The sequence below is a fragment of the Streptomyces sp. Act143 genome, from assembly GCF_003143935.1.
Taxonomy (GTDB): Bacteria; Actinomycetota; Actinomycetes; order Streptomycetales; family Streptomycetaceae; genus Streptomyces.
In genome coordinates, this window is sequence record NZ_QFRX01000001.1 from 7,240,555 (window position 1) to 7,255,700 (window position 15,146).

Consider the following 15,146-nt stretch of genomic DNA (forward strand, 5'->3'; position numbering starts at 1 on the left):
CCGCGCCCGCCGGGGCGCCCGCGGCTGCCGAGACCGCTGCTGACGCCGCCGAGACCGTCGTTCCGGTGGCCGAGGAGAGCGTGGCCGTCGAGGCCGCTGCCGAGGCCGTCGCCCCCGAGGCCGTCGCCGCTGCCGAGGAAGAGACCCCGCGTCGGGGCCGCCGGCGTGCCACGCGTCGCGTGTCCGCGCCCGCCGGGGCGCCCGAGACCGTGGAGGCGCCCGTGAGCGCTGACGAGGAGAGCAAGCCGGCCGAGGCCGCCGCCGTCGAGGCTCCGGCTGCCGAGGCCCCCGTCGAGGAGGCCGCGCCGCGCCGCGCCCGTCGGCGTTCCGTGCGTCGCGCCGCCACCGGGTTCTCCGAGCCCGCGCAGGCCGTCGGCGACGAGGCCGCCGAGGAGGACGCGCCGCGTCGGCCCGCGCGGCCGGCCGTGGCCGTGTTCCAGGCGCCCGTCTTCGCCGAGCCGCAGTTCCAGACGCCCGAGCGGGCCGCCGCCGCGGCCGCCGCCGAGGCGGAGGTCGAGGTCGAGGTCGAGGAGCCCGAGGCCGAGGTCGAGGAGACCCGGGAGGAGCCGGTCTCCCCGCGCCGTCGGCGTCGCCGTCGCGGTGAGCCCGCGGAGACCGAGGCGCCGCAGGTCGTGGAGGCCGAGGACGAGGCCGAGGACGCCGAGGCGGAGGTCGAGGACGGCGCCGAGGGCGAGTCGGAGGAGTCGGAGGAGACCGGTTCCCGCCGTCGCCGTCGCCGTGGCGGCCGTCGTCGTCGCCGGGGTGAGTCCGCCGACGCGGAGGCCGAGGGCGAGGAGGGCGACGAGCTCGCTGCCGATCAGGACGAGCGGGCCGATCAGGAAGCCGCGGACACCGAGCAGGGCGAGGAGGACGCCGAGGAGGACCACTCCGACGAGGCCGGTTCCTCGTCCTCCAGCAGCCGTCGTCGTCGCCGCCGTCGTCGTCGCGCCGGTGACGCCGCCGCCGACACCGAGCCCGGTGACGGCGACCCGGAGCGCACGGTCGTCAAGGTCCGTGAGCCCCGCCCGAAGTCCGAGCCGTCCGACGAGGTGCAGTCCATCAAGGGCTCCACGCGCCTGGAGGCCAAGAAGCAGCGCCGCCGCGAGGGCCGCGAGCAGGGCCGGCGCCGCGTCCCGATCATCACCGAGGCCGAGTTCCTGGCCCGCCGTGAGGCCGTCGAGCGTGTGATGGTCGTCCGGCAGAGCGGTGAGCGCACGCAGATCGGCGTCCTGGAGGACGGCGTGCTCGTCGAGCACTACGTCAACAAGGAGCAGGCCACCTCGTACGTCGGCAACGTCTACCTGGGCAAGGTCCAGAACGTGCTGCCGTCCATGGAGGCCGCGTTCATCGACATCGGCAAGGGGCGCAATGCCGTCCTGTACGCCGGTGAGGTCAACTTCGAGGCGCTGGGCATGGCCAACGGGCCGCGGCGCATCGAGTCCGCCCTGAAGTCCGGTCAGTCGGTGCTGGTCCAGGTGACCAAGGACCCGATCGGGCACAAGGGCGCCCGCCTCACCAGCCAGGTCTCGCTGCCGGGCCGCTACCTCGTGTACGTTCCCGAGGGCTCGATGACCGGCATCAGCCGCAAGCTGCCCGACACCGAGCGGGCGCGGCTGAAGACCATCCTCAAGAAGATCGTCCCCGAGGACGCGGGCGTCATCGTCCGCACCGCCGCCGAGGGCGCCAGCGAGGACGAGCTGCGCCGCGATGTCGAGCGGCTCCAGGCGCAGTGGGAGGACATCCAGAAGAAGGCCAAGAACGGCAACGCGCCGACGCTGCTGTACGGCGAGCCGGACATGACCGTCCGGGTCGTCCGCGACATCTTCAACGAGGACTTCTCCAAGGTCGTCGTCAGCGGCGACGACGCGTGGCAGACGATCTACGGCTACGTCTCGCACGTCGCGCCCGACCTGGCCGACCGGCTGTCCAAGTGGACCTCCGAGGTCGACGTCTTCGCCACGTACCGGATCGACGAGCAGCTCGCCAAGGCCCTGGACCGCAAGGTCTGGCTGCCGAGCGGCGGTTCGCTGGTGATCGACCGGACCGAGGCGATGGTCGTCGTCGACGTCAACACCGGCAAGTTCACCGGCCAGGGCGGCAACCTGGAGGAGACGGTCACCAGGAACAACCTGGAGGCGGCCGAGGAGATCGTGCGTCAGCTGCGGCTGCGCGACCTCGGCGGCATCATCGTCATCGACTTCATCGACATGGTCCTGGAGTCCAACCGGGACCTGGTGCTGCGCCGCCTCCTGGAGTGCCTGGGCCGGGACCGGACCAAGCACCAGGTGGCCGAGGTGACCTCGCTGGGGCTGGTGCAGATGACCCGCAAGCGGGTCGGCCAGGGTCTGCTGGAGTCGTTCTCCGAGACCTGCGTCCACTGCAACGGCCGCGGTGTCATCGTCCACATGGAGCAGCCGACCTCCGTCGGCGGTGGCGGCAAGCGCAAGAAGCGCGGGCGTGGCGGCATCGAGCACGTGCACGAGGCCGCGGTGGCGGCGGAGGCGGCCGAGGCCGCTGCGGTCGCCGAGGTCGCGGAGCAGGACGGCGAGGTGGAGACCGAGGCCGAGGTCGCTGCCGAGGTCGCCGAGCCGGTCGCGCTGCCCGCGCCCGCCTTCGAGCCGGACGAGGAGCTCTACAGCAGCGCCGCCGAGGCGGAGGCCGCGGTCGGCCGGGGCCGTTCGCGGCGCCGGGCGAGCCGGCGGGCGTCGGCTCCGGCCGGTGCGCCGCGTCGCGACAAGGCCGAGCGGACCGAGCGGGCCGAGCGGGTCGAGAGGCCCGAGCGGGCGGAGCAGGTCGAGGAGACCGACACCGTCCCGACCGCTCAGGACGTCACCGCCGCTGAGGAGGTCGAGCGTCCGGTACAGCCGGAGCCGGCCGCCGAGGCGCACGCCGAGCCGGTCGCCGTCGAGGACCCGGTCGTCGAGGAGGCCGCGCCCAAGGGCCGTACCCGCCGCCGTGCCACCCGCAAGGTGTCCGCGCCCGCCGGGTCGCCGGCGGGGGCCGAGGCCGCGGTCGTGACCGTCGCCGAGACCGCGCCCGAGCCGGTCGCCGAGACGCCGGCGGAGCAGCCCGAGGCCCCGGCCGAGCCGGTCGCCGAGAGCGCCGCCCCGGCCCGCCCGCGGCGCCGCGCCGTGCGCAAGGCCACCGCGCCGACCGCGTCCGAGGAGACGGCCGTCGTGGTTGTCCCGTCGGCCACGGAGACGTCGGCCACGGAGACGGCGGCCACGGAGACGGCGGCCACGGAGACGGCGGACGCACCGGCCGCCGCCGAGGCCACCGAGGAGGCCGCCGAGGCCGCCCCCGCCAAGAAGACGGCCCGTAAGACGGCCAAGAAGGCGACGGCGAAGAAGGCCGCCACCAAGAAGACGGCGGCCAAGAAGACCGCGGCGAAGAAGACCGCGGCGAAGAAGACGACCGCCAAGAAGGCGGCCGCGAAGAAGACGGCGGCGGCCGAGCAGCAGCCGCTGTCGTCCGTCTCGACGGCGGCAGACGAGGACTGACACCCCGTCACCCGCGTGGCACATGAGCCCGCCCCCGGTCCGACGACCGGGGGCGGGCTCATGTTTTTTTCATATTACGTGGGCAACCCTCACAGGGTTCGGGCCGTCATACAGGTGTCGAAAGTGCGAACAGGCGTTGAATCACGCTTCCATGCGGTGAATCGCCGTTCCGCCAGCATGGTTACGATGTGAACCGAGATCGACGACAAATCCGGACAGTTGGGGTTTCATCCCCTTCGACACAGTCATTGGGGCTCAATACGTGAAGGCACTCGTGCTCTCCGGGGGAGCGGGCACTCGCCTCCGCCCGATCACTCACACCTCGGCCAAACAGCTCGTGCCGGTCGCCAACAAGCCCGTGCTCTTCTACGGCCTGGAAGCGATCGCCGACGCCGGGATCACCGAAGTCGGCATCGTGGTCGGCGACACCGCCGACGAGATCCGCGCGGCGGTGGGCGACGGCTCGCAGTTCGGGATCGAGGTCACCTACATCCCGCAGGACGCGCCGCTGGGACTCGCCCACGCGGTGCTGATCGCGCGGGAGTTCCTCGGCGACGACGACTTCGTCATGTACCTCGGGGACAACTTCATCGTCGGTGGCATCACCGGTCTGGTGGACGAGTTCCGCGCCGACCGGCCCGAGGCGCAGATCCTGCTGACGCAGGTGCCCAACCCGACCTCCTTCGGTGTCGCCGAACTCGACGCCCAGGGACGCGTGGTCGGCCTGGAGGAGAAGCCCAAGCAGCCCAAGAGCGACCTGGCCCTCGTCGGCGTCTACCTCTTCACCCCGGCCATACACGAGGCCGTGCGCGCCATCGAGCCGTCCTGGCGGGGCGAGTTGGAGATCACGCACGCCATCCAGTGGCTCATCGACAACAAGCGTGACGTCCGTTCCACCACCATCTCCGGCTACTGGAAAGACACCGGCAACGTCGCCGACATGCTGGAGGTCAACCGCTCCGTCCTGGAGACCGTCCCGCCGCTGATCGAGGGCGCGGTCGACGAGGACAGCGAGATCATCGGCAGGGTCCGTGTCGAGGCGGGCGCTCAGGTCAGCGGCAGCCGGATCGTCGGGCCGGTGATCATCGGAGCCGGTTCGGTGGTCAGCGACGCGTACATCGGCCCGTTCACCTCGGTCTCCGAGGACTGCCGTATCGAGGACAGCGAAATCGAGTACTCCATCGTGCTGCGCGGGTCGTCCGTGACCGGTGTGCGCCGCGTGGAGGCCTCGCTCATCGGGCGGGACGTCGAGGTCACGCCCGCTCCCCGTAACCCGTCGGCCCACCGGCTCGTGCTCGGTGATCACAGCAAGGTGCAGATCTCCTCATGACGACCACCAAGATCCTGGTGACCGGCGGCGCCGGTTTCATCGGCTCGCACTACGTCCGCACGGTGCTCGGCCCCGAGGGCCCCGGTGACGTCGAGATCACCGTCCTCGACAAGCTGACCTACGCGGGCAACCCGGCCAACCTCGACGAGGTGCGCGAGCACCCCGGGTTCGCCTTCGTGCAGGGCGACATCTGCGACCCCGAGCTGGTCGGCAAGCTGATGGCCGAGCACGACCAGGTGGTGCACTTCGCCGCCGAGTCGCACGTCGACCGGTCCATCGACGGCGGCGCCGAGTTCGTCCGCACCAACGTGGTCGGCACCCACACCCTCATCGACGCGGCCCACCGCGCGGGCATCAAGACCTTCGTGCACATCTCCACCGACGAGGTCTACGGCTCCATCGACGAGGGCTCCTGGCCGGAGACGCACCCGCTGCAGCCCAACTCGCCGTATTCCTCGGCCAAGGCCTCCAGCGACCTGATCGCGCTGTCGTACCACCGCACCCACGGCCTGGACGTCCGCGTCACCCGCTGCTCCAACAACTACGGGCACCACCACTTCCCCGAGAAGGTCATCCCGCTGTTCGTGACCAACCTCCTCGACGGCAAGAAGGTCCCGCTCTACGGCGACGGCGGCAACGTCCGCGACTGGCTGCACATCGACGACCACGTCCAGGGCATCGAACTGGTGCGCACCAAGGGCCGGGCCGGCGAGGTCTACAACATCGGCGGCGGCACCGAGCTGTCCAACAAGGAGCTCACCGGGCTGCTGCTGAAGGCGTGCGGCGCCGACTGGGAGACCAGCGTCGAGTACGTCGAGGACCGCAAGGGCCACGACCGCCGCTACTCCGTGGACTGCACCAAGATCCGCGAGGAGCTCGGCTACGAGCCCCGCAAGAGCTTCGAGCAGGGCCTCGCGGAGACCGTGCAGTGGTACCGCGACAACCGCGCCTGGTGGGAGCCGCTGAAGGAGCGGGCCGCGCTGTGACCGACAACCGCATCTGGCTGGTCACCGGCGCGGGCGGCATGCTGGGCCAGGACGTCCTGGCCCGGCTCGCCGAGGCGGGCGAGCAGGTCGTCGCCCTCGACCGCGCCGCCCTCGACCTCACCGACGCCGGGGCCGTGCGCGGCGCCCTTGAGGCGCACCGGCCCGCCGTCGTCGTCAACTGCGCGGCCTGGACGGCCGTCGACGACGCCGAGAGCCGCGAGGAGGAGGCGCTGCGCATCAACGGCGACGGCCCCGCCCACCTCGCCGCCGCCTGCGCCGCCACCGGCGCCGTCCTCCTGCACGTCTCCACCGACTACGTCTTCGCGGGCGACGCGACGACCCCGTACGCCGAGGACGCCCCCACCGCCCCGCGCAGCGCCTACGGCCGCACCAAGCTCGCCGGGGAGCAGGCCGTGCTCGGCTTCGACCGCGGCTACGTCGTGCGCACGGCCTGGCTGTACGGCACGGGCGGCCCCAACTTCGTCCGTACGATGATCAAGCTGGAGGGCGTCAAGGACACCCTGGACGTCGTCGACGACCAGCGCGGCCAGCCCACCTGGAGCGCCGACCTCGCCGGGCTCCTGTACGACCTGGGCCGCGGCGCCCTGGCCGGCACCGCCCCGGCCGGCGTCTACCACGGCACCAGCTCCGGCGAGACGACCTGGTACGGCTTCACCCGGGAGATCTTCCGGCTGCTCGGCACCGACCCGGACCGGGTCCGCCCCACCACCAGCGAGGCGTTCGTGCGCCCCGCCCCTCGCCCGGCCTACAGCGTCCTCGGCCACGACCGCTTCGCGGCGGCCGGGCTCACGCCCCTGCGTGACTGGCGGGCGGCGCTCACCGAGGCCTTCCCGGAGATCCACCGGGTCCAGACGAAGGAGAACCCGGCGTGACCGTCAAGGTCAGCGTGGTCATCGCGGTCTACAACCCCGGCAAGTACGTCGAGGACTGCATCGGCGGCCTGCTGCGGCAGAGCCTGAGCCCGGACGAGTTCGAGGTGTTCTTCGTCGACGACGGCTCCACCGACGACACCCCGGCCCGGCTGGACGCGCTCGCCGCCGAGCACCCGCACTTCCACGTCGTCCACCAGGAGTCCTCCGGCTGGTCGGGCAAGCCCCGCAACACCGGTATCGACGCCGCCCGGGGCGAGTACGTCATGTTCGTCGACCACGACGACTGGCTCGGCGACGAGGCCCTGGAGCGGATGTATGCCTACGGCAAGGCGAACGACGCCGATGTCGTCGTGGGCAAGATGGCGGGCATCGGGCGCCCGGTGCCGCAGGAGCTGTTCCGGGTCAACCGGCCGCGGGCGACGGTCGAGAACGCGCCGCTGATCGACAGCCTCACCCCGCACAAGATGTTCCGCCGGGAGTTCCTCGCCGAGCACGGCATGCGGTTCAAGGAGGGGCGCCGGCGCCTGGAGGACCACGTCTTCGTCGTCGAGGCGTACCTGCGGGCCAAGAGCGTCGCCGTCCTCGGCGACTACCTGTGCTACTACCACATCACCCGCGACGACGGCTCCAACGCCGGCTTCCAGCGCTTCGACCCGGTCGGCTACTTCGGCAACCTCCGCGAGGCCCTCGACGTGGTCGAGGAGCTCACCGAGCCCGGCCCCCTGCGCGACCGGCTGTTCAGCCGCTGGCTGCGCAACGAGATGGTCGAGCGGCTGCGCGGCAACCGGCTGCTGAAGCTCCCCGAGGACTACGCCGAGGAGCTGTACCGGGAGATCCGCGGCGTCGTCACCGAACGCTTCGGACCCGGCGTCCTCACCCACATCGCCCCCATGCAGCGGGTCGTCGCCGGGCTGATCCAGGCCGACCTCTACGACGACATCCGGGAGCTCGCCCAGTGGGAGGCCGCGATCCGGCCCACCGGCGAGCTGACCTCCCTGACCTGGACGGACGGCAGCCTCACCATCGGCTTGGGCGCCGAGTACCAGTCCGGCGACAGCCCCCTCGTCTTCCGCCGCGACGGCGACCGCGCCGTGCTGGACCTGCCGCTGTCCGAGAAGGCGCGCGAGGCGCTGACCGGGCAGGGCATCGCCCTGGACGCCCGGACCGACGACAGCGACGTCGATCTGGTGGTCCGGCACCGCGAGAACGCCACGCAGTACTACCTGCCGCTGGAGAGCGAGCGGCACGAGCCGGACGGCGACGAGGAGGGCACCTTCCGGCAGCGGATCACCGCCGCCGCCGTGCTCGACCCGGAGACCGCCGCCGCGGGCTCGCCCCTGTCCCGGGGCATCTGGGACCTGCACCTGCGCATCAAGGCGGGCGGCTGGAGCAAGGAGTGCCGGATCGGCGCGGTGCACGGCGAGGGCGTGGAGGCCGGGCGGCTGGCCGCGCTCACCGGTGAGCCGCGGCGGCTCGTGCTGCCGTACTGGACCGACGGGCCGGGGAACCTCTCCCTCGACGTCGACCAGCACACCAACAAGCTGGAGCGCGAGGCCGTGGTGCTGGTGGACCCGGCCGGGGCCGTCGTCGACGGCGCGACCGTGCGGCTGCCGCTGCCGCTCGCGGTGACCGGCGAGGAGACGGTGCGGCTGCGCTTCGAGCGCAAGAACGTCGGCAAGTTCCCCGCCGAGGCCGTGGCGGACGGCCGTACCGTGACCGCTACGCTGCCGCTGGAGCAGCTGACCGGCAAGCGCTGGGCGGTCCGGATCGGGCTGCCGTCCGCGGACCGGGGCGAGCCGAAGTGGACCCGGCTCCCCGTCGACGTGGTCGTCGCCGCCGACGGCACCGCCAAGGTCATCGACCGGCACCTCCCGCCGGCGAAGCCTGCTCCCGCACCGGCGCCGAAGGCCAAGCAGCCCGCCCCGCCGCGGCCGCTGTGGCGGCGGGCCGCCGGGCGCCTGAAGCGGGCCCTGACGAACCAGCAGAAGAACAGCTGAGGATGCATGTGATGCGACCGCTCTCCATTTCCGGTTCCTGGGTGCATGAGCCGAAGGTGTTCCCCGACGGCCGGGGCAGCTTCCACGAGTGGTTCAAGGCCCCCCTCTTCACCGAGGCGGCCGGCCACCCGCTCACCCTCGCCCAGGCCAACATGTCCGTCTCCAGCCGGGGCACCCTGCGCGGCATCCACTTCGCGGACGTGCCGCCCGGCCAGGCCAAGTACGTCAAGTGCGTGCGCGGCGCGGTCCTCGACGTGATCGTGGACATCCGGGTCGGCTCGCCCACCTTCGGCCAGTGGGAGATCGTCCGCCTGGACGACCAGGACCACCACGCCGTCTACCTCTCCGAGGGGCTCGGGCACGGCTTCATGGCGCTGACCGACGACGCCACCGTGGTCTACCTGTGCTCCGAGGGGTACGCCCCCGAGCGCGAGCACGGCATCCACCCGCTCGACCCGGACCTCGGCATCGACTGGCCGGCCGACCTCACGCCGCTGCTGTCCCCCAAGGACGAGCAGGCGCCGAGCCTCGCGGAGGCCCGTGAGCAGGGGCTGCTGCCCTCCTACGAGGAGTGCGTGGCGTACCGGGAGGGTCTCGGTCAGTGACCGGGCCGGGGCCGGTTTGACCCGTTCGGCCGTGGCCCCGTAACCTTGACCGTCGGCGTGTCCTTGGATATGGGCACGCCACATCCCCGTAAACCTCATCCTCTCGGGCCTTGCGGCCGGGAGAGGCCGCTTGCTCTGCCGGGCGGCTGGACTGCGGGGGTGCCGTTCCCGAGCGAGAGAGTGAGATCCGCGTGTACGCCATCGTGCGCAGCGGTGGTCGCCAGCACAAGGTTGCTGTCGGCGACATCGTTGAGGTTGACAAGATTTCCACTGCCAAGGTTGGCGACACGGTCGAGCTCTCGACCCTGCTCGTTGTCGACGGCGACGCTGTGACCAGCGACCCGTGGGTGCTGGCCGGCATCAAGGTCCAGGCCGAGGTCGTGGACCACCACAAGGGCCAGAAGATCGACATTCTGCGCTACAAGAACAAGACCGGCTACCGCCGTCGCCAGGGTCACCGTCAGCAGTACACGGCGATCAAGGTCACGTCCATCCCGACGGCCGCGAAGTAAAGAGGGACTGAGCAATGGCACACAAGAAGGGCGCATCGTCCACCCGGAACGGTCGCGACTCCAACGCCCAGCGGCTCGGCGTGAAGCGCTTCGGCGGTCAGGTCGTTTCCGCTGGTGAGATCCTCGTCCGCCAGCGCGGCACCCACTTCCACCCCGGCTCGGGCGTCGGCCGTGGCGGCGACGACACGCTGTTCGCGCTGAACGCCGGTGCGGTGCAGTTCGGCACGCACCGTGGCCGCAAGGTCGTGAACATCGTTCCGGTCGCCTGAATCAGGCACTGATCGGAAGCTTTGCGCGAGGCGGACCTCACTTCCCTGGTGGGAAGGCGGGTCCGCCTTTCGCGTGTTAGTACAAGAGACAGTCCCGCACGTATCTGGAGGCACACCCCATGACCACCTTCGTGGACCGCGTCGAGCTGCATGTCGCCGCGGGTAACGGAGGTCACGGCTGTGCCTCCGTCCACCGTGAGAAGTTCAAGCCGCTCGGCGGACCCGACGGCGGCAACGGCGGGCGCGGCGGCGATGTGATCCTCACCGTCGACCAGTCCGTGACCACGCTGCTGGAGTACCACCACTCCCCGCACCGCAAGGCCACCAACGGCAAGCCCGGTGAGGGCGGCAACCGCTCCGGCAAGGACGGCCAGGACCTGGTCCTCGCCGTGCCGGACGGCACCGTCGTCCTCGACAAGGCGGGCAACGTCCTCGCCGACCTGGTGGGGCACGGCACCTCGTACGTCGCCGCCCAGGGCGGCCGCGGCGGCCTCGGCAACGCGGCGCTGTCCTCGGCCCGCCGCAAGGCGCCCGGCTTCGCGCTGCTCGGTGAGCCGGGGGACCTCCAGGACGTCGTCCTGGAGCTGAAGACCGTCGCCGACGTGGCGCTGGTCGGCTACCCGAGCGCGGGCAAGTCCTCGCTGATCTCGGTGCTGAGCGCGGCCAAGCCGAAGATCGCCGACTACCCCTTCACCACCCTGGTCCCGAACCTCGGCGTGGTCACCGCGGGATCGACCGTCTACACCATCGCCGACGTGCCCGGTCTGATCCCGGGCGCCAGCCAGGGCAAGGGCCTGGGCCTGGAGTTCCTGCGGCACGTGGAGCGGTGCAGCGTGCTGGTGCACGTGCTGGACACGGCGACCCTGGAGTCCGACCGCGACCCCGTCTCCGACCTCGACGTCATCGAGGAGGAGCTGCGGCAGTACGGCGCCGGGCTCGACAAGCGACCCCGCATGGTCGTCCTGAACAAGATCGACGTGCCCGACGGCAAGGACCTCGCCGAGATGGTCCGCCCGGACCTGGAGGCCCGCGGCTACCGCGTCTTCGAGGTGTCCGCCGTGGCCCACATGGGGCTGAAGGAGCTCTCGTTCGCGCTGGCCGACCTGGTCGCCAAGGCGCGGGCCGCGAAGCCGAAGGAGGAGGCGACGCGGATCGTCATCCGGCCGAAGGCTGTCGACGACACGGGCTTCACCGTCACCCGCGAGGACGACGGGCTGTTCCGGGTGCGCGGCGAGAAGCCCGAACGCTGGGTGCGCCAGACCGACTTCAACAACGACGAGGCCGTCGGCTACCTCGCCGACCGGCTCAACCGCCTCGGTGTCGAGGAGGAGCTGATGAAGGCGGGCGCCCGCTCCGGCGACGGCGTCGCCATCGGCCCCGAGGACAACGCGGTCGTCTTCGACTGGGAGCCGACCGTCATGGCCGGTGCCGAGATGCTCGGCCGACGCGGCGAGGACCACCGCTTCGACGCGCCGCGGCCCGCCGCCCAGCGCCGCCGCGACAAGCAGGCCGAACGGGACGAGTCGGAGCGGGAGTTCGACGACTTCGACCCGTTCGAGAAGTGACCGGCCCCCTCCAGGGCTGACGGCCGGGAGACCCGGCCGGCGGCAGGGCAACCAACCGGGATTCCGACGAGTCGTACCGGGCAGCACGGATGAGGATCTTGACTTCTTCCGTGGCCGACTGCCCGTGCGTCCTACGGAGTTCGCATGCCCCTGCCCCCTCGTACCACCCGGCGTGCCGCCGTGGCCGCGATCGCCCTGATCGCCGCCACGTGCGGCACACTGCCCGTCGCCCAGGCCGCCCCGGCGGCCGGCGTGCGGCAGGACTTCAACGGCGACGGCTACGAGGACCTCGCGGTGGCCGCGCCCGCGGCGAGCGTGGGCGGCAAGGCCAAGGCCGGGTATGTGGCCGTGCTGTACGGGTCGAGGAACGCACTGACCACCACGGGCCGGAAGGTGTTCACCCAGAACACCGCCGGGGTGCCGGGCACGGCCGAGGCGGGGGACGGGTTCGGCAGCGCGCTCAGCACCGCCGACCTGGACCGCGACGGCTACCCGGACCTCGTGATCGGCGTGAGCGGCGAGGACACCTCGGCGGGCGCGGACGCCGGGCTGGTCGAGGTGGTGTGGGGCGGACCCGGAGGGCTCGCGGGCGGCATGTCCCTGGCGAGCGGGAAGGCGTACGACAAGCTCGGCTCCCAGGGGCAGTTGACGGCCGGCGACATCGGTGACGACGGCTCCCCGGACGTGGTGACCGTGGCGAACCTGCACGACCTGCGGATTCTCAAGGGCCCCTTCACGCGCGGCGGTTCGCACGGCGGCGAGGAGCTGGTCCCGGACCGCTACGACAGCCGCGTCCTGGACCTGGCCACCGGTGACGTCAACGGCGACGGCCGCACCGATGTCGTCGGCGCCGAGAACGACGGCGACGAGTTCGACGCGCGCCGGGTCGTGTACTGGCTCGGCAATGGCGCAGGGCTCGACCCCTTCACGCTGGTGTACGACATCGACGGCGCCGGGCTCCAGGGCGGCGAGAGCCTCGACGTCGGGGACGTGAACCGGGACGGTTACGACGACATCGTGGTGGGCCGGGCGATCGACGGCTACGACAGCGACCTCGACACCCACCTCGCCAAGGGCGGCCGGATCGGCTGGATCCCGGGCACCGCGGACGGGCCCGACGGGGTGCGGGCGCAGTTCCTCAACCAGGACAGCCCCGGCGTGCCCGGCACCGCCGAGAAGGGCGACCGGTTCGGCACCGACGTACGGCTCGGGGACGTGGACGGGGACGGGTACCTGGACGTGCTCACCGGCGTGCCGGGGGAGGACATCGGGTCGGTCGCCGACGCGGGTGCCGTGGTGGTGCTGAGCGGCCGGGCCGACGGGCTGACCGGCGTCGGCTCCCACCAGGTGGTCACGCAGGACACCACCGGGGTGCCGGGCAGCGCCGAGCGGGGCGACGCCTTCGGCGCGGCCGTCCACCTCGGGGACGCCAACGGCGACGGGCTGGCCGACGTCGCGGTCGGGGCGCCGGGGGAGAACGCCGACGCCGGGTACGTGTGGTCCTTCCGCTCCCGGGCGTCGTACGTCGCCGAGCCGGGCGGGGTGCCGCTGCCGGCGACGGTTGTGGCGCCTGGGGGAGGCACGACCGCCTTCGGGAACACACTGCTGGGGACGACGGCGGCGGGCGCGCGGCTCGGTACCGGGTTCGCGTACTGACGTTCGTCCCGTCTGCTGATCAGCCCTCAGACCCGTTGCGGACACGACGAGTTCGTGTGCCGCGGCGGGTTTTCTGTTGTCCTCCTTCTTGTCATGCATGTGAACCCCGCCGTTCAGCGGCCGGACCTCCCACGGGCGTGAGCTTCCGATGTCCATGAGGCCAGTGAGGCAAGGGAGTTCGCTGATGACCGGAGCAGTTTCGCCCGACCGCCGCCGCTTTCTGACCGCCGGGGCCGCCGTGCTCGGCGCCGCCGCCTCCGCCCAGCTGTGGCTGCCGACGTCCGCCCGTGCCGCCGAAACCCCGTTGCCCGACGGGGTGTTCAGCCTCGGCGTCACCTCCGGCGACCCGCTGCCCGACGGCATCGTGCTGTGGACGCGGCTCGCCCCGGACCCGCTGAACGGCGGCGGGATGCCCGACCGGGTGGTGCCCGTGGAGTGGGAGATCGCCGAGGACGAGCGGTTCAGAAAGCCCGTCCGCCGCGGTGTCGCCCAGGCCCGGCCCGAGTACGGGCACAGCGTTCACGTGGATGTACGAGGTCTGCGCCCGGGACGCGCGTACTGGTACCGCTTCCGCACCAGCGGCCAGCTCTCGCCCACCGGCCGTACCCGCACCGCACCCCACCCGCACAGCAAGGGCGGCAGCCTGCGCGTCGCGCTCGCGTCCTGCCAGAACTGGCAGCACGGCTGGTTCACCCCGTACGCCGACATGCTCGCCCAGGACCCCGACGTCGTGCTCTTCGTCGGCGACTACATCTACGAGTCGACGCCGTCCTCGACCGGCGTACGCCGCCACGAGGGCACCGGCGAGCCGTACAGCCTGGTCCAGTACCGCAACCGCTACGCCCAGTACCGCAGCGACCCCGACCTCGCCGCGATGCACGCCAACGCGCCCTGGGTGGTCACCTTCGACGACCACGAGGTCGACAACGACTTCGCCGGCGAGATCCCGCAGGACCCCGACAAGCAGACCCACGACGCCTTCGTGGCCCGCCTGACCGCCGCCTACCAGGCGTACTACGAGCACATGCCGGTCCGCGCGACCGCGGTGCCGAACGGCCCGCACATCCAGATGTACCGGCGTCTGGAGTTCGGCCGCCTGGCCCGGCTCAACGTGCTCGACACCCGGCAGTTCCGCAGTGACCAGGCGACCACCCAGGAAGGCGCCCAGGACCCGTCGCTGACCATGCTCGGCGCCACGCAGAAGGAGTGGCTCCTCGACGGGCTGCACGACTCCCCGGCCCGCTGGAACCTCATCGCCTCCCAGATCATGATGGCCGAGACCGACCTCAAGATCGGCGAGGGCAAGCTCTGGTACTACGACGCCTGGGACGGCTACCAGGCCGAACGCAACGCCCTCATGGCCGACTTCGCCGACGTCCGCAACCCGGTCGTGTTCACCGGCGACCGCCACCTGACGATGATCAGCGACCTCAAGAAGGACTACGCCGACCCGGACTCGGACGTCGTCGGCGCCGAGTTCGTGGGGACGTCCGTCTCCAGCAACGGCGACCAGGACCAGGCCGCCTTCCACGCCGAATGGGACCCGCGCATGCCGGACAACCCGCACTGGAAGCTGATCGACGCCCACCGCGGCTACCACCTGTTCGACATCGACAAGCACGGCATCGACGCCCAGGTCAGGGTCGTGGACACGGTCCGGCAGCCGACGGCCACCGCGAGCACGCTGGCCACGCTGCGGGTGGAGGCGGGACGCCCGGGCGTGGAGCTCGCGTGACCGTGACCGTGCACCCCGGGTGACGGGGGCCTGGGACTCATCTGTGTCCCAGGTCTCTCTCAGGGCAGTCTCAGGAACCCCTCTTACCGTCCCTTGAC

The 15,146-nt window shown here is 71.7% G+C and carries 11 protein-coding genes; all 11 read left to right on the forward strand.

From position 1 onward, the window contains the following. On the forward strand, positions 1–3,500 hold a 3,500-nt coding region (locus tag DI272_RS33070; RefSeq protein WP_258314758.1), incomplete at its 5' end, for a ribonuclease E/G. 262 nt (positions 3,501–3,762) lie between these two features. Beyond that, positions 3,763–4,830, forward strand: coding sequence for a glucose-1-phosphate thymidylyltransferase (locus DI272_RS33075; RefSeq protein WP_109498832.1), 1,068 nt, complete (start codon positions 3,763–3,765; stop codon positions 4,828–4,830). Beyond that, entirely contained in the window at positions 4,827–5,816 is a 990-nt protein-coding gene (gene rfbB / locus DI272_RS33080) for a dTDP-glucose 4,6-dehydratase (protein WP_109498833.1), read from the forward strand. Before DI272_RS33075 ends, rfbB begins: the two co-directional genes overlap by 4 nt. Next, on the forward strand, positions 5,813–6,709 hold the full coding sequence (rfbD, locus tag DI272_RS33085; protein WP_109498834.1) for a dTDP-4-dehydrorhamnose reductase: 897 nt from the start codon (positions 5,813–5,815) through the stop codon (positions 6,707–6,709). Before rfbB ends, rfbD begins: the two co-directional genes overlap by 4 nt. After that, a complete protein-coding gene (locus DI272_RS33090; RefSeq protein ID WP_109498835.1) occupies positions 6,706–8,706 on the forward strand; it encodes a glycosyltransferase in 2,001 nt (666 codons plus the stop codon). The genes rfbD and DI272_RS33090 overlap by 4 nt, the downstream gene beginning before the upstream one ends. 11 nt (positions 8,707–8,717) lie before the next feature. Beyond that, the gene (gene rfbC, locus DI272_RS33095) at positions 8,718–9,311 is read left to right on the forward strand and encodes a dTDP-4-dehydrorhamnose 3,5-epimerase (protein ID WP_109498836.1); all 594 of its coding nucleotides are present in this window, start codon (positions 8,718–8,720) and stop codon (positions 9,309–9,311) included. 191 nt (positions 9,312–9,502) lie between these two features. Beyond that, on the forward strand, positions 9,503–9,823 hold the full coding sequence (gene rplU / locus DI272_RS33100; protein ID WP_009188585.1) for a 50S ribosomal protein L21: 321 nt from the start codon (positions 9,503–9,505) through the stop codon (positions 9,821–9,823). Positions 9,824–9,837: 14 nt separating this feature from the next. Further along, complete coding sequence (gene rpmA, locus DI272_RS33105) at positions 9,838–10,092, forward strand: 50S ribosomal protein L27 (RefSeq protein WP_109498837.1); 255 nt, start codon at positions 9,838–9,840, stop codon at positions 10,090–10,092. Between the two features lie 119 nt (positions 10,093–10,211). After that, a complete protein-coding gene (gene obgE / locus DI272_RS33110; protein ID WP_109498838.1) occupies positions 10,212–11,657 on the forward strand; it encodes a GTPase ObgE in 1,446 nt (481 codons plus the stop codon). 144 nt (positions 11,658–11,801) lie between these two features. After that, on the forward strand, positions 11,802–13,313 hold the full coding sequence (locus DI272_RS33115) for an FG-GAP and VCBS repeat-containing protein (RefSeq protein ID WP_109498839.1): 1,512 nt from the start codon (positions 11,802–11,804) through the stop codon (positions 13,311–13,313). Positions 13,314–13,497: 184 nt separating this feature from the next. Further along, complete coding sequence (locus DI272_RS33120) at positions 13,498–15,048, forward strand: alkaline phosphatase (RefSeq protein WP_109498840.1); 1,551 nt, start codon at positions 13,498–13,500, stop codon at positions 15,046–15,048. The last annotated feature ends 98 nt before the right edge of the window (positions 15,049–15,146 follow it).

What these genes read in the sequence shown, in the direction of transcription:
- rfbB (WP_109498833.1), top strand. Translation starts at nt 4,827, where the DNA reads ATGACGACCACCAAGATCCTGGTGACCGGCGGCGCCGGTTTCATCGGC.
- rfbC (WP_109498836.1), top strand. Translation starts at nt 8,718, where the DNA reads ATGCGACCGCTCTCCATTTCCGGTTCCTGGGTGCATGAGCCGAAGGTG.
- rpmA (WP_109498837.1), top strand. Translation starts at nt 9,838, where the DNA reads ATGGCACACAAGAAGGGCGCATCGTCCACCCGGAACGGTCGCGACTCC.
- obgE (WP_109498838.1), top strand. Translation starts at nt 10,212, where the DNA reads ATGACCACCTTCGTGGACCGCGTCGAGCTGCATGTCGCCGCGGGTAAC.
- DI272_RS33115 (WP_109498839.1), top strand. Translation starts at nt 11,802, where the DNA reads ATGCCCCTGCCCCCTCGTACCACCCGGCGTGCCGCCGTGGCCGCGATC.
- DI272_RS33120 (WP_109498840.1), top strand. Translation starts at nt 13,498, where the DNA reads ATGACCGGAGCAGTTTCGCCCGACCGCCGCCGCTTTCTGACCGCCGGG.